This is a genomic window from Hymenobacter gelipurpurascens, from assembly GCF_900187375.1.
Lineage (GTDB): Bacteria > Bacteroidota > Bacteroidia > Cytophagales > Hymenobacteraceae > Hymenobacter > Hymenobacter gelipurpurascens.
Genome location: NZ_FYEW01000003.1, coordinates 149216 through 166485 on the forward strand (window position 1 = coordinate 149216; position 17270 = coordinate 166485).

14 protein-coding genes are annotated in these 17270 nt (G+C 59.5%); 2 read left to right on the forward strand and 12 right to left on the reverse strand.

Annotated features, from left to right (window positions below):
- Position 1: 1 nt before the first annotated feature.
- Both CFT68_RS18940 and CFT68_RS18945 read right to left on the reverse strand, forming a co-directional pair.
- Positions 2–1174 carry a trypsin-like peptidase domain-containing protein gene (locus CFT68_RS18940; protein ID WP_088845251.1) on the reverse strand — a complete coding sequence of 391 codons (1173 nt, stop codon included), beginning with the start codon at positions 1172–1174 and terminating at the stop codon, positions 2–4.
- A 114-nt stretch (positions 1175–1288) separates the two neighbouring features.
- Entirely contained in the window at positions 1289–1873 is a 585-nt protein-coding gene (locus CFT68_RS18945; protein WP_088845252.1) for an RNA polymerase sigma factor, read from the reverse strand.
- A 134-nt stretch (positions 1874–2007) separates the two neighbouring features.
- Between CFT68_RS18945 and CFT68_RS18950 the strand changes: the two genes are divergently transcribed.
- Positions 2008–2259 carry a hypothetical protein gene (locus CFT68_RS18950; RefSeq protein ID WP_141106625.1) on the forward strand — a complete coding sequence of 84 codons (252 nt, stop codon included), beginning with the start codon at positions 2008–2010 and terminating at the stop codon, positions 2257–2259.
- A gap of 409 nt (positions 2260–2668) precedes the next feature.
- Here CFT68_RS18950 and CFT68_RS18955 read toward each other — a convergent pair whose 3' ends face one another.
- The 7 genes from CFT68_RS18955 to CFT68_RS18985 all read right to left on the reverse strand — a co-directional run bounded on the left by CFT68_RS18955 (position 2669) and on the right by CFT68_RS18985 (position 11889).
- Positions 2669–4492 carry a hypothetical protein gene (locus CFT68_RS18955; protein WP_088845254.1) on the reverse strand — a complete coding sequence of 608 codons (1824 nt, stop codon included), beginning with the start codon at positions 4490–4492 and terminating at the stop codon, positions 2669–2671.
- Positions 4493–4507: 15 nt separating this feature from the next.
- A complete protein-coding gene (locus tag CFT68_RS18960; RefSeq protein ID WP_088845255.1) occupies positions 4508–6799 on the reverse strand; it encodes a hypothetical protein in 2292 nt (763 codons plus the stop codon).
- On the reverse strand, positions 6796–8412 hold the full coding sequence (locus CFT68_RS18965) for a BatA domain-containing protein (protein WP_170934863.1): 1617 nt from the start codon (positions 8410–8412) through the stop codon (positions 6796–6798). The genes CFT68_RS18960 and CFT68_RS18965 overlap by 4 nt, the downstream gene beginning before the upstream one ends.
- A 200-nt stretch (positions 8413–8612) precedes the next feature.
- Complete coding sequence (locus CFT68_RS18970) at positions 8613–9272, reverse strand: DUF4468 domain-containing protein (protein ID WP_088845257.1); 660 nt, start codon at positions 9270–9272, stop codon at positions 8613–8615.
- 57 nt (positions 9273–9329) lie between these two features.
- Positions 9330–10205, reverse strand: coding sequence for a DUF58 domain-containing protein (locus CFT68_RS18975; RefSeq protein ID WP_088845258.1), 876 nt, complete (start codon positions 10203–10205; stop codon positions 9330–9332).
- A gap of 15 nt (positions 10206–10220) precedes the next feature.
- Positions 10221–11198 carry an AAA family ATPase gene (locus CFT68_RS18980; RefSeq protein WP_088845259.1) on the reverse strand — a complete coding sequence of 326 codons (978 nt, stop codon included), beginning with the start codon at positions 11196–11198 and terminating at the stop codon, positions 10221–10223.
- A gap of 67 nt (positions 11199–11265) precedes the next feature.
- Complete coding sequence (locus tag CFT68_RS18985) at positions 11266–11889, reverse strand: DUF4159 domain-containing protein (RefSeq protein ID WP_088845260.1); 624 nt, start codon at positions 11887–11889, stop codon at positions 11266–11268.
- A 197-nt stretch (positions 11890–12086) separates the two neighbouring features.
- Here CFT68_RS18985 and CFT68_RS18990 point away from each other — a divergent pair, with 197 nt between their 5' ends.
- Positions 12087–12683 (forward strand): porin family protein, encoded by a 597-nt coding sequence (locus CFT68_RS18990; protein WP_088845261.1) that lies wholly within the window; start codon positions 12087–12089, stop codon positions 12681–12683.
- Positions 12684–12747: 64 nt separating this feature from the next.
- Here the strand turns inward: CFT68_RS18990 and CFT68_RS18995 are convergent, their stop codons facing one another.
- From CFT68_RS18995 to CFT68_RS19005, 3 genes are all read right to left on the reverse strand, one after another.
- Positions 12748–14073: a TldD/PmbA family protein gene (locus CFT68_RS18995; RefSeq protein WP_088845262.1), complete on the reverse strand. Its 1326-nt coding sequence runs from the start codon at positions 14071–14073 to the stop codon at positions 12748–12750.
- Between the two features lie 184 nt (positions 14074–14257).
- A complete protein-coding gene (locus tag CFT68_RS19000) occupies positions 14258–15910 on the reverse strand; it encodes a TldD/PmbA family protein (protein WP_088845263.1) in 1653 nt (550 codons plus the stop codon).
- Between the two features lie 63 nt (positions 15911–15973).
- Positions 15974–17170 carry a carboxypeptidase-like regulatory domain-containing protein gene (locus CFT68_RS19005; protein WP_088845264.1) on the reverse strand — a complete coding sequence of 399 codons (1197 nt, stop codon included), beginning with the start codon at positions 17168–17170 and terminating at the stop codon, positions 15974–15976.
- Between the last annotated feature and the right edge of the window lie 100 nt (positions 17171–17270).

Here is a 17270-nt window from a genome sequence, read left to right on the forward strand (position 1 = left end):
TTTATTCGTACACTTTCACTACGAATATATAATCGCGCAGCTTGCGGATTTGCTGAGGGCGTGAGGTGCCGGCAAGCTGGTTGTTGCGGGGCATGTTGTAGGGCTGCGCGGTACCAGCCGCACTCAAGGAGTCAACCAAACGCATCAGGTACGACGATTTAGTGGCGAAAGCGGCGCTTTGCACATCCATCTGCCGGCCACTGATGATGCCAATCAGGTTACCCCGGTCATCAAGAAGCGGGCCGCCCGAGTTGCCGGGGTTCACCGGAATGCTGATCTGGTAGAAGCCCGTGTCGCCTTCAAAGCCAGAGCGCGCACTCAGTGAGCCATCATTGAACACCAAGTCTTCGCGGGGGTAGCCCAGCGTGTACACTTTCTCGCCCAGGTCCGATTGGCCGCGCTTAAACGAATACGGCAGGCGGCCAAAACCCTTAAAGGAAGCGTCTTTGATGTGCAGAATTGCCAGATCGTGGGCTACGTCGGTGAAGACTGGCTCGGCCCGGTACCGCTGCCGGTCGTGGCCTTCAATCAGCAGAGAATCAGCACCCTGAATAACGTGGTAGCTTGTAACCAAATAGCCGTCGGCGGTCAGGGCGAAGCCCGTTCCGCTGAACTTACCTTGGTTAGCGGAAGGCGTGTTGGGCGCACCTATCTGATTGATAGCCTTGTTCATCACGCGCTGGGTGCGTTTGATGCGGTCCACCTCACGGCGCAGCGTAGCATAACCGTACACAGAAGGCTGCTGACGAGCTTTCCACCACTCCAGGCCCAGCAGCGTAGCAAATACGGCCATGATGGCTACTGAGGCCGCTACCATCATGGTGGCGCGGTGAGCACCCCAGAACTGGCGCAGCTTCTCCTCCGTCCGCGAAATGCGCAGCATAGGGCGCGGCACCTCGTCGGTAGAGAAAATACCCGCCGGGGAGTCTTCGGGGGAGAGGCGCACGGCCCGCTCGGCGTTCATATCCGCCTGAATGGCGCGCAGCTTGCGGCGCGTAGCCAGGCGCTGGCCGTAAGCGGTCAGCGTATTGGTCAGGGATTCATAATCGGCCAGCCGGCGCGCCAAGTCCGGATCAGCGGCTAAGCGATGCTCCAGTTCGGCCCGCTCAGAAGCTGCCATCTCGCCGGAGCGGTAGGCATCAAATAAAGCGTAGTAATCAGCTTCGGTTTTCATTTCGTGGAGGCGGGTGGGTGGTCCCGCGTATCTCGTCGACTGAGAACTAGAAAGTTAGGAGAAGGTAGAAAACGGTTGTGGCTTCCTCAACTCCTCGGCCTTATAACTCAGTTGTTATGTCTCAAATTCCTGATACTGATTGAAAAAAAGCTTTTTCAGTCTGACCAGGCACTTGTATTTCTGATTTTTGGCGTTGTCGGCGTTGGTATAGCCAAACTCAGCCGTAAGCTGCTGCATCGATTTATCGAGCAGATAAAATCCTTCTAAAAGCGAGCGGCAAGGCTCCCCAATGCGCTCCAGTGCTTCGGCCATGGTGGCAAAGCGCCGGTCGCGCTCCTCGGCCAGCTCCAGGTCGGCTTCGGCCCCGGTTTCGAGGTAAGGCTCATGGTCATCGAGACGGCCGCCGAAGCGGGTTTTCTCGGTGAGCCGTTTGAGCCACAAACGGCGGCACACGGCATAGAGGTACGTCTTGATCTGGCAGCTAAGTTCCAGAGAACCATCACGAACCTTCTCATAAAATACCATCACCCCTTCCTGATACACATCCTGGGCTTCATCGTCGGTGCCGCTGTTTTGCAGCACGTAATGCGAAACCATCGGAAAATGCAGCCGGTAGAGCTGTGCCAGCGCCCGGTCGTCGCCGTGGCGGATAGCCGCCACGAACTCCTCGTCGGTGTAGGCAGGTTGTCCCTTACCCATTCGCTTTGTTGATTAATACATGATACCCTTCTTGGTAACCCAGCGAATAAATATTTTCTATACCTGGGTTACCTTTCGTCATGGACGGGATAAAGGGCGTTTTTCGGACTAAATTTTCCAAACCTACTACCAAAATGAAGAACCTCCTGAAGGTATCCGCTCTTGCCGTTGTTTTCGCTGCTACCCTCGTTTCTTGCGGCGAGAACAAGACTGCTGAAACTACTACCGCTACTGAAACCAGCACGGTAGAAGCTACTACGGACACTACGGCTACCGCTGTTACTACTGACACGACTGCTGCTGCTACCACCGCTGCTCCTGCTACCACGGAGGCTGCTACCACTACGGAAGCAACTACCACCACTACTACCACCGAGCAGAAGTAATTACGGACTGGCCTAGGCCAGTAGCTAAATTATTTTGCAAAAAGCCCGAATAGCTGCCTGGCACTATTCGGGCTTTTTTTGTTGGACAAGCCCAACCATTAAAACGTTCTGCTAAGTAAGAATTCTCCAAAATCTGGTAGAAGCCCGGATTTTGGCGCCAACTTTGCCTCTGCTTTCTTACTAGTATTATTCTACGGTTTCATTTCGCTTTAGCCTTGTCATCTACTATCCCAGTTCCAGAAGCAGACGGTACCCCCGCGGTATCCCACTCTATTTCCGGCGCTACTACGTTACCTACGGCCGAGCTGCCTACCCTTGCGGTGGGAGAGTATATTATCGGCGATGCTGGCTGCGAACAGCTAAGCGGCCATCCTGATATCCGGTACTAGCGTTACTGGAGAAAAGTGGCCTAGAGCTTTTCTTCGAGCCAGAGCAATCCGGCACCCAGCAAAAACAACCCAAATCCCCACCACCGTGACCACGGCTGCGAAGTAGCGGCCGTTACCCGTGTGCCCGAGGCGGACCTTGGCTGCGCCATCCATGTAGCCGCGGCCTGCTGCCGGAGCTGGGTTTCGGGGCCTTGCCAGTGCTGCTTCGAGAAAACATAGAACCACGAGGTAGTTTTGCCCTGGGAGGCCTGGTGCCAGCCGTCGGTGCTGGGCCAGTACATGCCCTGGGCCCATTCTGCCACGCGGGCATCTTGCCGCAAGGCTACTTTGGTGCTGTTACCACCCACTGCCCGAATGGTAATAGGACCGTCGGGAAGATTGGTGGTTTGTATTGCCACTGGCGCATCTGGTCGCGGCCACGGTGCCTGCGGCATTATGCTGGCCCCAGCGGCTTGCGGGGGCGCGGCGGCAGAAAGTAAGTGGCTCCAATAGGCCGCGTAGGCCACTGTCTGGCCTTGTAGAACCCAAGGGAACGTTTCGGCGATGGTTGTCACTACTACCTGGCCTAGGCCTATCCGGCGGGCCGCCGCTACCGGCTGGCGGCGCTGCGTTGTGACCAGCGTGCGGAGCGCTGGGCTGGACCGAAACGTTGCCGGGACTATTGCCAGGGTGGTTGCAGAGGCGCTAGGCCACTGAAGCTTTTGCGGCTCCTGCGCGGCTACCGTAGGCTGGGGCTCTACCCGGAAATCTGAGCGAGCCGGCAAGGAGCGCGGCAACGCAGCGGCGGGTTCTGCCAGCAGCACCAAACCACTTTGGCCGTTGCGCAGGGCTCCCTGTAAAGCGGTTGTTTCAGCTCCGGAAAGCGAGGCCAGGATAGCTGCATCCGTTAGAACAATATCAGTGCGGCTCAGCAGAGCAGGGGTAAGGCGGCCCACTTCAGACGCGGGCTGATTAAGGAATTCTGTTTGAGTAAGGCCCCGGCTCAAGCCTATTCGCACGGCTACGGAGTGGCCTTTTCGACCCAGATATTCTTTCAAGAAGCGAAACTCAAAAGAAGGAGTGCCCGCCAGCAGCAGCACCCGCAACGGGCGCGCCGGCACTATTTCCAGCGGCAGTGGCTCCGCTGGTACGCGTAGGCCACCACGGCCGGTAGTACGAGCCTCTAATTGGTACACTGTGCGGCCTTCGGTTTTGGGAGCAAATACCAACCGAAACGGCCCGTGCCCAGCCGGGAGCTGTACCGAATCGCGGACGGCCCCCGCTGCCCGCAGGCGCACCCACACGGGGCCTGTGCCAGCTGGGTTCTCCAGGTATCCTTCCACCGTCCAGGAGTGGCCTACCTCCGTGCTACGGGCCCAATTGGCCATCCGAAAACCTGCTTTGGGAGCTGAGGCATGCGCAACTACTTCCACCGGACCCAGCCCAGGAAGGTCGGCGGAAGGCAACCCCTGGCCTAGCACGTGCACACGCTGCAGATCCGGCATGCGCTGGCGCAGAGCCGCCAGGTTGCTGAGCGTAAGTGTATCGGGCGATGAGGTGGGCGCCGCGTAGCGCCAGTACCGGGTGCCAGGGCCAAGTTGCCGGAGCAGGTGGCGCAGGGTATCAGCGGAATAGCCATCAGTAAGCAACAGAACCTCCGAGGTAGAGCTGCGCAGCTGTTTGCTGGGCGGATAAGCCAACAGCCACAGGCCTGCCACAGCTACCAGGCCCGCTCCCAGACGCCAGGTGAGGCGTGTGCGGTTAGCGCGGCGCACTGCCACGAGGCTGAGGCCTACTACCAGTAGCAGGCACATCGCCAATAGCAGCAGAAAAGGCAGCAACGGATTAGGGAGCGAATAAGTCATGCGGAAAAAGAAGGCTTATCGGCTGAGTTCCTGAAAATAGCGGCGGGCCAACCGACTAGTGCCGACCGGGCGCTGAGGAGCTGGGGGAGAGGGAGGAAGCAAATCCGTAAGGGCCCGCTCGGCTACTGGCAACGCTGCTAAGGGCAACGCCCGCTTCGCTCGCAGCGCCGAGCTGGTTTGACGCACAGCACGCAGCGCTGCCAGGTAGTGGCCCGGCTGTTGCAAAGCGGCCCGGGCCAGCTCCCCGCCGGCTAGGTCCAGCGCTGCCGCCGCGCCCGGCCCCACCGACTGGCCTACGCGGAGCTGCCCCAGGATACGCAGCGCTTCGCGTACGGCCGGCTGAGTGGCTGGCGTCGCTAGCTGTTCCTGACGGCGGGGCGCGCCGGCGCCCTTTAGCTCGCCGGTGAGGCGGGTGGTGGCTTCCGGCATCGGGGGCGGGGTAAAACCGGCTTTCTTCACATAGGCCCTGGTTTGCTGCTGCACCTGCTTGAGCAAACGCAACGCCCGGTACTCGTAGGGCAAGGCTTCTTTGGGGCGGCCCGTGCGCAGGCGCAGCTCGGCGTCCCACATTTGGGCCAGCACGGCTTGCAGCTTGGCCTTCACGGCAGGCTCCAGAAAGTCGGCGGTTTCGGAGTCGTCGTGGCGGTGGATGTACGGCTCCATTAGCTCGGCAGTGCGGGCTTCGCCAGCCGTTGCGTTGGGATTGCTGGGGGCTGGCGCATGGTCGTGCCCGTCCTGGTCGTGGTGTTCTTCGGTTGTGGCGGGCTTGTCCGGTGTGACGTGGTCTTCAGCTACTACCGAACCCATTCCGGGGTCTTCCTCTGGCTCCGCCGCGGGGGCGTGCGCCGTTTCGCCGATGTTGCCTTCGGCTTCTTCGCCCAGAAACTTGCCATAGCGCATGCGCAGTATTTTCTGGTCGAAGCCAATGGCGTTGCTCCGCTCCAGCAAAGTGGCGGCCGAAAGGCGCGACTGTTCGGCCAGTAGCTTTTCCGTGTCGATAATAATCTGGCGCTGACTGCGGAAGTAGGCCGGGGCCGTTTTCACACCCAGCGACACATCCAAGGTGCTTTCCTGCACGGTAGTGTCTTCCCACTGCACGAGGTAGGTGTCGGAGCGCGTCATGTGCTGCTGATTATCCCAGGCCTGCACGTAGAAATATACCTCGTCGCCGTAGGTGAGGCCGAGGGCGGGCAGCCGAAGCTGATGGCGCAGGGTAGCCTGGGTGGGCTGCCCCGCTAGGCCACTGCTGAGGTCCGTGACGACCTCCTTGAATTTCACGGCTTCGCCCTGGCCCTGGGCTACGGTAGCCACCAGGCGGGCGCGGGTCAGGCCGTAATCGTCGCGGGCATCTACCTCCACGGCTACTTGCGGCGGGCGACCAAATTCTACCAGCGTGTAGGCCTTCGGCGAAACAATGCGGAGCACCGGAACCTGATCTGGCTGCACCTCAATGGCATAATCATCGGAAGGGCGGCCGGCAAAACGGATCCGGTACAAGACGGAAGTCTGAACGATCAGCTCTGTAAAGAACTCCGTAGGCCTGCCCGCTACGGCTTGCAACGGTACACGCCGCGCCCCCAGTTCCAGCACGGGCGGCGCATCGGCTGCATGATTCACGCGCACTTCCCACCGCACCCGGCTACCCTGTGGGCATTGGAAGGAGGGCTGGGCGGCCGCGTAGGCCACCCTGCGTGTGTAGGCTGGGGGCGTCACCCGGATGCGGGTGTCCAAGACTCGCGCCGGCACTGGCTGGCCCGGAGCAGCAGGAGTTTCTTCAAAGTGGAGCTGCAACGCGGGCGCGGCCACAGCGGCAGCCCGCGCCGCTGGCCGAAACCACCAGATACCAGCCGCCACCAGCAGCAAACCAGCCGCCAACAGTGCCGGCCGCTGAAAGCTCACGGGTAGCAGCGGCGCCTCGGTGGTGGCGTGCAGGGTGTGCAGGCGGTTGGCTACGCGTTGCTGCTGAAAACCAGCCAATAGGGTAAGCTCCTCAGAAGAAGGGTGCAGGAGCAGGCCCGTGCTATCTTCCAGTTCCGGGAACTGGCGGTCGAGGTGGCGGGTGAGGGCTGCTACATCGGTTTGGAACAGGCGAAACAGCTTCCAGACCATCCAACCCAAAACCAGGGCTAGGCCACTTATAGCCAGCCAGCGGAGGCTAGGCCAGTAGGTAGCGACCAACCCGAGGGCAAGTAGGGCAGCACTAGTTGGCAGGAGCAGGGCTAGGGCGCGCCGCGTTACCCAACTGCGGCGGAGGTCGCGGAGCAAGGCAGGAGCTTCAGCGGCTGGGAAAGTAGCTACGGCGTTCATGCAGACACGGGTAAAGAATGAGCACTACGCCGAGCCGCCAGCCAGCGCTCCAGCCCAAACAGTGCCCCAGCCGCCAGCACCAGCCAGGGCGTGTAGTCACGCACCAAGCCCCGGTCAGAAGAGGAGGCAAGTACGGAGGTTTTTTTGGTGCCGACGGAATCGGGCGTTGAGGAAGAACCAGGGCGCTGAACAACTACTTGGCCCGGGTCGAGTACTCGTAAATCAGCCACGCCAGATTCTAATTCTACTGTAGGCCACAGGTAAGGCAGCAACTGCGCGGGTAGCTCCGGGGAATCGGCTAGCTCACTCCAGGGCTGCGTGAGGCGGGTATGGAGTTGATAAAGTCGGCCCTGGCCTTGTTGTTGAACAGAGAGCAATGGGCCACCCTGCGCATCCCGCCACAACACCCAACCAGCTGGCAGCACCCCCAGCGTATCGTGGCGCAGGATGCGTACCGGAGCGCTGGCCGAGAAGGAAACGCTGGTGGCCGCAGGAGTTCCGGGGCCCGCCGCTTCCTGCCACACCCGAAGCCCTCGGCGCACGCGCCGCTGCCAGCCAGCCGGTACCGGAGCCGACCGCAGCCAGAACAGACCTGTCAAAGAATCAGCCTCAGCGGGCAGGGCTGTGGTGGCCGTTACCTGGGGCGGAACAGGGGCTACAGAACCTGCCGCTTTTAGAGCAGCACTCAGCACTCGCGCATCAGCGGTATGTTCCGCATCATAACTGATCCAGAGGCGCGATTGGGCAGTTTGTACCGGAATGGTTGTGGTAGAAGTTGCGGTTTTTACTTCCAACTCCGCTTTGCCGGCCACCACCTGATAGCGCACCTTGTCTGGTGCAGGTAGCACGCGCAACACTGCACCGGGCGCCGGGTGGCCTAGCCGCACGCGCCGAAAGCTGACGCCGGTTTCGGTGCTGTAGGCCATCAGCAGTAAAAGACTATCGGGGCGGGGCTGCCAGGCGGCCACCAGCTGCACCACCGAGTCTGGGGTAGCGGGGGTGGGGAGCCAGCGTACCGCAGCGGGCAGCATAGGGCGTGTGCCCTGAAAACGGCGCAACGAAAGTGGCGCCACCACCACCAAAGGCCGATGGGGGAAAGAGTCGGCGGCTTGCTGCAACTGCGTCCACCTGTTATCGGCAGCCTGGCCTATAGATGCGCCGGAGAAGGTTGCGGGCTCAGAGCGTTGCCCGGTAAGCCACGTGTTCTGAGAATCAGGTGCAACCAGCGGCAGGCCGGCCTTCAATTCCCGCAACTCATAGCCACGGCGCAGCAGGGAATCCAGCGTAGGGCGCAGGCTGCGCAATGCCTCGGCTGATGCTTCCGAACTCAGCAGAATCTGGCCGCGCCGGGGAGGCACCTGGCCTAGCCAGCTCGGGCCCGCCAAGGCCACCGCCAGCAGGCTCAGAATGGCCACCCGAACCAGCAGCAGCAACAGGCCTTCGGGCTTGAGACTGCGCAGGCGGCGGTTGGCGGCGGCTTCCAGCCACCGTAAGCTGCCCACCTGCACCACCCGCCCTGGCTTCCGGTTCCAGAGGTAAATAGCCACCGGCACAGCCAGCCCTAGCAGGGCCAGCAATCCGGCGGTTGGGTGTTGGAAGTAGAAAGCGGGCAAGCTGTAAGGCGTAAGAAGTGAAAAGACCGAAGGTGGCCTAGCTGATAAGGCAAGCTGAATTTTCTATGGCATTAAGGGCTACTAGATACTAATAGACCAGTCAGCCAAACCCACAGACACCGAATGAGCTGCTGCCGTTGCCGAGAACCCCGGAATCCGGCTTAAGAAATCCAACTTGTTGAGTTCGGGTTCGGCTAGCTCTAGGGTTTGGTGGCAGTGGTTTGGCTGAAGGATGCCAAGACCGCACGCATGGCCGTATCAATGCCCCTGACGTCGCGCAGGAGCCGCGGGCGCGGACGGCCTTTGCTGTCATAGTTTGTATCGGATTCCAGATCAGGTTCAATTCGGGCGCGCGCTGTTTGCGCTTCTGCCGTACTTATGCGGGAGTTCAGGTTCTTGTTGGTCCACTCGGCCAGAGCGTCGGCAACCTGTCCGCCGGAACTGCTAGAAGTAGCACTCGTAACCAAGTTGCTCGGGTAGCTCAGGTCCGTAAACTCATAGGTGCAGCGGCCATCGGTGAAGCGCAGGCAGAACAAGAAGCTTAGTTGAAAGTCGCGGGGCGAGGCGTTTTCTACCAGGGGGCCGTGGGCCATCGTCATGGCTCGCCCAATCAGGACGCCTCGGGCGGGGTCGGTAAGGTGAAGCACCTGCCGCGAATCTTCAAACTCGCGCGCTACCCATTCCTGCGCGCGCCCATACAGCTCCGCAGCCGGCACACCCGGCACCAGCAGAGTGCCGTGGTACGAAACCCGGTGCGTAACGCTATCAAGCGGCAGACCCAACGCTGCCCGACGGACCGGCGCCTGGCCCCGGGCCTGTACCGCCAGACTCAGCAATAAAACCCATAGAATATTCTTCATTCTAAGTTCTGGAGAGAGAGTAGTAGTAAGAAATAAGCAGGTGGTTTAATAGCAAACTCAGACCATCTTCGTGCGCAGCCGCAGAAACTCCCGCATGGCCTGGTCTAAGGGGGCAGCAGTATTCATCTGGTAATAATCGAAACCCTGGCGGCGGGCCTGGGAGGCCGTAGTGCGGAGCCAGTCCTGCATCTGCTGTTGCCACGCTTGGCGCTGCTGGTCGGCATCGAGCTGCAGGGTGTGGCCAGTCTCGAGGTCCTCGAAGGTTACGGCGCCGCGGTAGGTGAATTCGACCTCGTTACGGGCCAGCAGGTGCAATATCAGCACCTCGCCGCCCGCCGCCCGCAGGCGCGTCAGGAGTCGCCCAATTTCCTCATCTTCCTCATACAAATCACTCACGCAGATCAGCAACGCCGGCTGGCGGCGCGCCGTGAGTGGAGCCAGGGTGGTCGTATCCGGAAACTTGCCAGCGGCCTGCACATTTTCCAGGGCATGATACAGACGGGAGAGCTGGCGGGCATCGGCACGGGGCGGTAGGTGCTGTAGGCCACTCGGGTGCAGAATGGTCAGGGCTACGGCATCGCCTTGCTGGGTGGCCACGTAGGCCAGTGCCGCGCACAGCAGGCGGCTATAGTCGAGCTTGCTGAGGCCGTTGTCGTCACGGTGGTTCATGCTAGCGGTGGCATCCAGCACCAAGTGCACCGTCAGGCTGGTTTCTACTTCCGATTCGCGAATATAGTAGCGGTCGGAACGGGCCGCCAGGCGCCAGTCGAGGCGTCGCAGGTCGTCGCCGGGCTGGTAGGGTCGGTACTGGCTGAACTCCATGCCCGCACCCTTGCGCCGACTCAGGTGGTGGCCGTGCAGCAGCCCTTCGGCCGCTTGGCGAGCAGCCAGCGGCAGGTTGTGCAGCGCATGTAAGTGTTCAGGAGTCAGCATATCCGTAGTAGTACTTTACACCTGAATAGCTTTCAATAGAGCCGTCACGGCATCATCGGGCGTTAGGTTTTCGGCTTCCGCATTGAAGTTGAGCAGCACGCGGTGGCGCAACACGGCCGGGGCCAGCGTCCGGATATCTTCCAGCGTGGCGGCAAACCGGCCTTGCAACAATGCCCGAGCCTTAGCACACAGAATCAGGGCCTGACCAGCGCGCGGACCAGCGCCCCAGCGGCCATACTCTTTGATAAAGGGCACCTCAGAAGTAGCAGGACGGGTAGCGCGCACCAACCGGTTCACGAAGCTCAGCAGCTCCTGGCTGATGCTGACCTGGCGCGTAAGCTGTTGCAGCTGCCGCACATCCTCGCCGCCCAGCACGGGATTTACCACGGGGCGTGCCGAGCCGGTGGTGCCGCTCAGCACGGCCATTTCCTCCTGTTCCGTGGGGTAGCCGATGCGTACGTAGAGCAGGAACCGGTCGAGCTGGGCTTCCGGCAGCGGGTACGTGCCCGATTGCTCAATGGGGTTCTGGGTGGCCAACAGAAAAAACGGCTTGGGCAATGCGTGTTCCTGGCCGGCGTATGTCACGTGGCCTTCCTGCATGGCCTCCAGTAAGGCCGCCTGGGTTTTGGGCGGTGTCCGGTTGATTTCGTCGGCTAGCACGAGGCTGGCGAAAATGGGGCCCTCGTTGAACTTGAAGGAGCGGTGGCCGGTGCCATGGTCTTCCTCCAGTACCTCCGTACCCAGAATGTCGGTGGGCATCAGGTCGGGCGTGAACTGGATGCGGCGGAAAGGCAAATCGGTGGCTTGTGCCAGGGTACGTACCAGCAGGGTTTTGGCTAGGCCCGGTACGCCTTCCAGTAGGGCATGGCCGCCAGCCAGCAGCGCCACCAGCACCTCATCCAGCACCTCCTGCTGGCCTACAATCACTTTTCCAATTTCCTGTTTGAGCTGCGGCAGCTTCGCGAGAAGCTTATTTACGTCTTGTTCGGTCATGTGGTCGGTGGTTCTCGCGGAGACCCGCGGAGGAATGCCCAGAAGGAAAAGAAGTGAGTCGGTTAGATCAGGTGGTGAGGGCGTAGAGCAGAATATTCACGCCAAACTTGGTGTTGTCTTCGGCCAGAAAGCGCTTGTTGCGGAAGTCGTAGTCCCACTCGCAGCCATAGTCTTTGTTGGAGTACAGCACCCGTAGGCGGCCGTTGATTTCGATGCCCTTCAGATAGTCGTGCACGAGGTCGTCGCCCCAGCCGTTGAGCTCAAAACCAGTGTTGGGCGGGCCTTCCGGAAACTTGAAAAACTGCGAGTAGATGGGGTGAGTCCTGGGAAGCTTTTTCAGGGCCGAAGCCCCGAAGCACACGCGCATCTGTTCCTCGAAGCTGCGCGCAAACAGCCCATCAATGTCGTGGTTGCAGTCGTCCACGAATACAAAGCCGCCGCCGCGCACGTACTGCTCGAAGTTTTTGCGCTCAGCGGCCGAAAACTGCACCAGCCGGTGCCCCGAGAGGTAGCAGAACGGATAGCGGAACAGCTCCGGCGAATCCAGCGCCACTACTTTTTCCTTGGGGTTCACCGGAACCTTGGTGTATTGCACCAACGAATGCAGCAGGTTGGCGGGCATCCGCTCATCCACGGCGTCCCAGTCGCCGGAGTGGTATTGCAGACGCACGAAAGTAAACGAAGCGGGCACAGAAGAGGAGTAGAGACCGGGAAAGGACGCGGAACCGAACCGTAAGGTGGCCTAGAGTGGCTTCGGAAACCAAAAAATTAGGCTCAAGCGTAATAAAAATCTCTTTCCGCCTGAGGCACAAACATATACCGCCGCACGCATTTTTCGTTAGCTCCAGGTAATTCTTGTTCAACCGCCCCTCTACTGCTACCTGTGCAATGAAACAACTCCTGCTTTTCCTACTGGCTCTGCTACTGACGGTTACCACTGCCCAAGCGCAGTTTGGCATCAAGGCCGGCATCAATGCCGCCGTGCTCGATGGCCAGGATTTGGGCTCGACTTCCACCAAATACAAGACCTATTACCACGCCGGCATTTTCTACAATGCCACGCTTATCGGGCCCGTGTCCATTCAGCCGGAACTGCTGTATTCCTTGCAGGGTAGCTCCTTTAAAGATGCCCTAGGCAACTACGACACCAAGCTGCACTACCTCAACCTCCCTATTCTGGCCAAAGTTACCATTGGGCCAGTGTTCGTGGAGGCCGGGCCGCAACTTGGTGTGCTACTGACTAAAGAGCAGAACGGCGAAGTGAGCCTTTCCGCCTCCGGCAACGGCCCCTACAGCAGCTACAAGCGCGGCGACCTGAGCTTGTGCGCTGGCGGCGGCCTCAAACTGGGCAACATATTGCTGGGCGCCCGCTTCAATGCCGGCGTCAATGATATCAACGACGTGAGAAACCTAAGCGGCACCAACGACCCGCGCCTCCGCAACCGCGTAATTCAGGGCTACCTGGCCTACCAGTTCGGCAAATAGTGGCTTAGGCCAGTCAGAAATAAAAACGGACCTTCCAAGCGGCTGCTCGGAAGGTCCGTTTTGCTTATACCGCGTCGGAGAGGCTGGTGAAGGTGAAGTCCCGGATTTTGAGCGGGGGCACCAGGTTGCCGCCCAACCGCACGGGCTTCCCTATGGCCTCAATGTTATTGAGCATAATCACGGGGCTCTCGTTGAAGCGGAAGTTCTTGATGGGGAACTTGATCTTGCCGTTTTCGATGTAGAATGTTCCGTCCCGCGTGAGGCCCGTGAACAGCAGCGTCTGCGGGTCCACGTCGCGGATGTACCATAGGCGCGTCACCAAGATGCCTTTTGCGGTGCTCTTGATCAAGTCCTGCACGCTCTGGGTGCCGCCTTCCATAATGAAGTTACCGGAGAAGGCCGTGGGCTCGGCTTTGCTTTTCTCGGCCCAGTAGCGGGAGTAATACAGGTTTTTCACCACACCCTTTTCCACCCAGTTGATGCGCTTCACGGGCAGGCCTTCGCCATCGAACACGGAGCTCGGCGCCTGGGCATTGAGCGGGTCAGAATAGATGCTGATGCGTGAGTCGAAAAGCTTCTCGCCTTTGCGGTTGCCACCCCCTTTTTTGCTCAAAAACGAGCGGCCTTCATCAGCCTCGCGGGCCCCGAAGGAGTAGATCAGGTTGTTGAGCAACCCCTCATCCGACACCAGGGCGGCGGGCTCCAGAATGACGGTGTACTTGCCGGGTTCCAGGGCCTTGGCGTTGCGCGAGCCGGCGGCTTTGTCTACTGCAATCTGCGTGAGCGTCTTGGCATTGAACTTCGATACGTCGGTGAAGTCGGCTACGGCGTAGCCGGAGCCGGTTCCATCGGGCGTGCGCACGGTCACGGAGAAGTCTAGGCCAGTGCTTTGCTGGTAGGCCTCCAGACCCTTGTTGTTACGCATGGCCTGGAAGTAGGCGCCATCTTCGAGGTAGCCAGCGGCAGTGAGCTGCTTGCCTACTGCCAAGCCAATGCTATCGGCGGCCACCTGCGACCGGAAGTCGGGCTTAATGGCGGCGGTGCTGGCGGCGTAGCTTACCGGGGTGAGGTACTGCTGCGGCCCCAGCATGGGCATATACTCCGGGTCTTCGGGAGCGAGACGGGCAATTTCCTCGGCCCGCTGCACGCAGCGGCGCAGCGTGGCATCGTCAAACTGGTTGCAAGTGGCCACGCCGCTGCGCTTGCCGAAGCGGGCTTCTACCACCAGCGAGATATTATCCGACAGGCCCGCGGTACTCACATTGTTGCGGGCATAGCGGATGTTGCCCACCGTGCGCCCATTCAGGTTGGCCTGGCATTCATCAGCAGTACTAAAGCTTAGCACTTTCTTCAGGATAGCCTGAGATTCGTCTTTGGAAAGTATCGCCATATAGTTGATAATCTGAAGTGGGAATGGGCGAATATGTTGGTGCTTTGGTGCTTAAACAGAACGTCATGCTGAGCGGAGTCGAAGCATCTCTACCGCTTCGGTGCAATAGGTCTAGGCCAGTTGACTAGACAGAGGTAGAGATGCTTCGGCAAGCTCAGCATGACGGTCCGATTAAGATAGTGGCCTAGCTGATCTTGCGGGCCGTGTTGATGACGTTCACGGCGTTGAAGCGCGTGGTAGCCGAGCCGTGGCTCACGGCAGAGCTTTGCGAAGGCTGGCCTTTGCCATCGTTGAAGAAGCCCGCAAACCGGTAGTCCGACTGGTCGCAGCTACCGGCGCAGCTGTTCCAGAACTCCAGCGTGTTGGTCTGGTAGGCCACATCTTCCAGCATGCCCGTGATTTTGCCTTTCTCGATGGCGTAGAATACCTGTCCGCCGAACTGCGAGTTGTAGCGCTGCTGGTCGATGGAGAAGGAACCGTTGCCGGCAATGTAAATGCCTTTATCCACGCCTTTTACCAGATCATCGACACTCATTTTGGTGGCGCTGGGTTTCAGGCTCACGTTGGGCATGCGCTGAAACTGCACATCACTCCACGACTGCGCGTAGCAGCACCCATCCGACTCGGTCTGGCCTACAATGTGGGCCTGGTCCCGGATCTTCTCGTAGTTCACGAGCTTGCCTTGCTCAATGAGGTTCCACTCCTTGGTTTTCACGCCTTCGTCGTCGTAGCCCACCGCGCCCAATGAGCCCGGCTGCAGTTTGTCGGCCACAATGTTCACGTACTTTGAGCCATAGGGCTGGCCTTTGGCCTTCCACTCCAGCGTCGCGAAGGAAGTGCCAGCGTAGTTGGCCTCGTAGCCCAGCACGCGGTCCAGCTCTAAGGGGTGGCCTACGGACTCGTGAATGGTCAGGCCCAAGTGATGCGGATCGAGTATGAGGTCGTACTTACCCGCCGTTACGCTCTTGGCTGTGAGCTTTTCTTTTGCTTGGCGAGCAGCCAGGGCGGCATCTTCCAGCATGTCGTAGCTGTTCTTATAGCCGATAACGCCGGAGCCAGCGGGGCCCGCTACTTTGTCTTCGGCTTTCGGCGTCAGGTACTCGTAGCCTAGGCCCATCGGCGAGCTGAGTGACTGGCGGCTGCGGAACTTGCCTGAAGCGCGGTCTACCACCGTCACGCCAAACGTGGGGTAAATGCGGTGAATATCCTGGTCGATGTAGGAGCCATCGGTAGAGGCAAAGTACTTCTGCTCGTTTACCTGAAACAGCACCGAGTTTACGAAGCTCGCGCCGTTTTCCAGTGCTTTGGCATTAGCGGCCAGCAGCAAATCCACTTTGTCCTTGATGGGTACCTCAAAGGCGTTCTGCTTGATAGGTGCCTTCCAGGAAACTTCACCGTAACCTTTCTGCGGGGCCAGCTGCACTTTCTCCTTCTGCACTTTGGAGTTGGCCTTGGCAATTTCCACAGCCAGCTGGGCGGCCTTGGCTAGGCCTGCCTCGGTTACGATGTTGGTAGAAGCAAAGCCCCAAGTACCGTTGGCAATAACGCGAATACCGGCGCCGTAGCTTTCCGTGCTGGCAATGTTCTGCACCTGCTTTTCGCGGGTGAAAATTCCTTGGTTTAGGTAGCGGCCAATGCGCACATCGGTATAAGTGGCGCCGGCAGCTTTGGCGGCGTTTAGGGCGGCATCGGCGAGGCGCTTTTTCACGGCTACGTCCACACCTTGCTCTAACAGTTGGGCCGGATCAACCAGCGTTCCGCTGAAACCCGGAATGGAAGGCAGCCACAGCGCTCCGGTCGCTAGGCCAGTCAGGCCCACAAAATCACGTCTTTTCAAAGGAGTACAGGTTAGGTAGTGGAGAATGGAGGGTGAAAGCAACAGCGGGCCGTTGCCTCAGATTTAGGGAGTGAGCATGGTGCCAAAAGCGCCTTTCTGCTCAAATGCTTTAATGATGGCCTCTTCCAGAGGCGTCCGCTTCACGGCAGAGTTATTCTGCCAGAAGGCAGCGTTGTAGGCCATAGCCTCAATAACTTGCAAATCAGACTCGCCTGATTGAGCTGCAGCATACGTTACATCCGCGGGGGCCTTAGTCTGGCCGTCGTAGAGTAGCGTGAAGGACGAAGCCTGTACCTTCATGTCGGACCTTAGCGGTCGGTGGAGCGTGGCTTGGTAGTCTACCTTGATATGGTCGAGCAAGGCCGCGCCGCCGGTCGGGGTTGGCCGAAACACCCATTCGAGAGTAGTGGCCTGGTTGGTGAGCTTAAAAGCTGGGTTATTGATTCTTACATTCAGCGCCTGCGTTACGGTGCGGTAGCGCAGTACCTGCAGAGTGGTTTCATCAATCAACAAGCTTCCATATTCTGTATTGGGGGCTGCTTTCTTGGCGAAACCTATTTCCACCAGCTGATGCGTGCCGTCCTGCGTTACGCCAAGTAGGCGCAGCGTATTCAGCTCCGTTGGGTTGGGGCCGAGCAGCGTTTTCAGTAAAGCCGTATCGGACTTGAACAGGCTGATCTGGTTCTTCTTGGTGTAAAGAGAGAAGTTTTTGAAGTTCAGCACCGTTTTTTTCTTGGCGTAGCGGCCCTGCGCCATGGCCGTGCCGGCTAGGCCAGTATTGCCTGATTTGGCGTGCCAGATCATTTCCTGAATCTCCGTCGGCTCATTATCCAGGCGTGTAACCTGCCGGTAAAAGGCGGCGCTGTAGGCTTGCTGCGCATTTGTTCGTTCTAGCTGGCGGTATGCCTTCTTTATCAGCTCAGCCGTGTAGCTGCCCATCTTCACCTCCGGAAGCACCACCGCCGTTGGCTTCAGCCGAACCTGCAGAACCGCGCTAGCACTTGCTACCGCCACCGTATCGGTCCGGTGGCTTAGCTCCGAAACCACCAGCTTGCCCGGTAATACCGCCTGCCTGAGCTCGAACTCGCCCTCAGCATTGCTGGTAGTACCTACCCGGCTATGGAGCACCGACACGCTGGCGTAGGGCACCGGTAGGCCTGTTTCCGCATCTACCACCTTGCCGCTTAGCCGTTGGGCCTGAGCGGAGAGGCTAAGCAGCGTGAGCATACTCGCGCAAGCGTAGGGGTAGAGTGCTCTCATGCAGGTAAGTAATGAATCGGTTGCCTAAATAACTCAGCTAGTAAATCTGCTCTTCTCATACTCCGCCCTTTACAGAGCCCAACTGCCTGGTTCCAGGCCC

Bases quoted from the DNA above. Each gene is read 5' to 3' on its own strand.
- CFT68_RS18940 (WP_088845251.1), bottom strand. From the start codon at position 1,174: ATGAAAACCGAAGCTGATTACTACGCTTTATTTGATGCCTACCGCTCC.
- CFT68_RS18945 (WP_088845252.1), bottom strand. From the start codon at position 1,873: ATGGGTAAGGGACAACCTGCCTACACCGACGAGGAGTTCGTGGCGGCT.
- CFT68_RS18950 (WP_141106625.1), top strand. From the start codon at position 2,008: ATGAAGAACCTCCTGAAGGTATCCGCTCTTGCCGTTGTTTTCGCTGCT.
- CFT68_RS18955 (WP_088845254.1), bottom strand. From the start codon at position 4,492: ATGACTTATTCGCTCCCTAATCCGTTGCTGCCTTTTCTGCTGCTATTG.
- CFT68_RS18960 (WP_088845255.1), bottom strand. From the start codon at position 6,799: ATGAACGCCGTAGCTACTTTCCCAGCCGCTGAAGCTCCTGCCTTGCTC.
- CFT68_RS18970 (WP_088845257.1), bottom strand. From the start codon at position 9,272: ATGAAGAATATTCTATGGGTTTTATTGCTGAGTCTGGCGGTACAGGCC.
- CFT68_RS18975 (WP_088845258.1), bottom strand. From the start codon at position 10,205: ATGCTGACTCCTGAACACTTACATGCGCTGCACAACCTGCCGCTGGCT.
- CFT68_RS18980 (WP_088845259.1), bottom strand. From the start codon at position 11,198: ATGACCGAACAAGACGTAAATAAGCTTCTCGCGAAGCTGCCGCAGCTC.
- CFT68_RS18990 (WP_088845261.1), top strand. From the start codon at position 12,087: ATGAAACAACTCCTGCTTTTCCTACTGGCTCTGCTACTGACGGTTACC.
- CFT68_RS18995 (WP_088845262.1), bottom strand. From the start codon at position 14,073: ATGGCGATACTTTCCAAAGACGAATCTCAGGCTATCCTGAAGAAAGTG.
- CFT68_RS19005 (WP_088845264.1), bottom strand. From the start codon at position 17,170: ATGAGAGCACTCTACCCCTACGCTTGCGCGAGTATGCTCACGCTGCTT.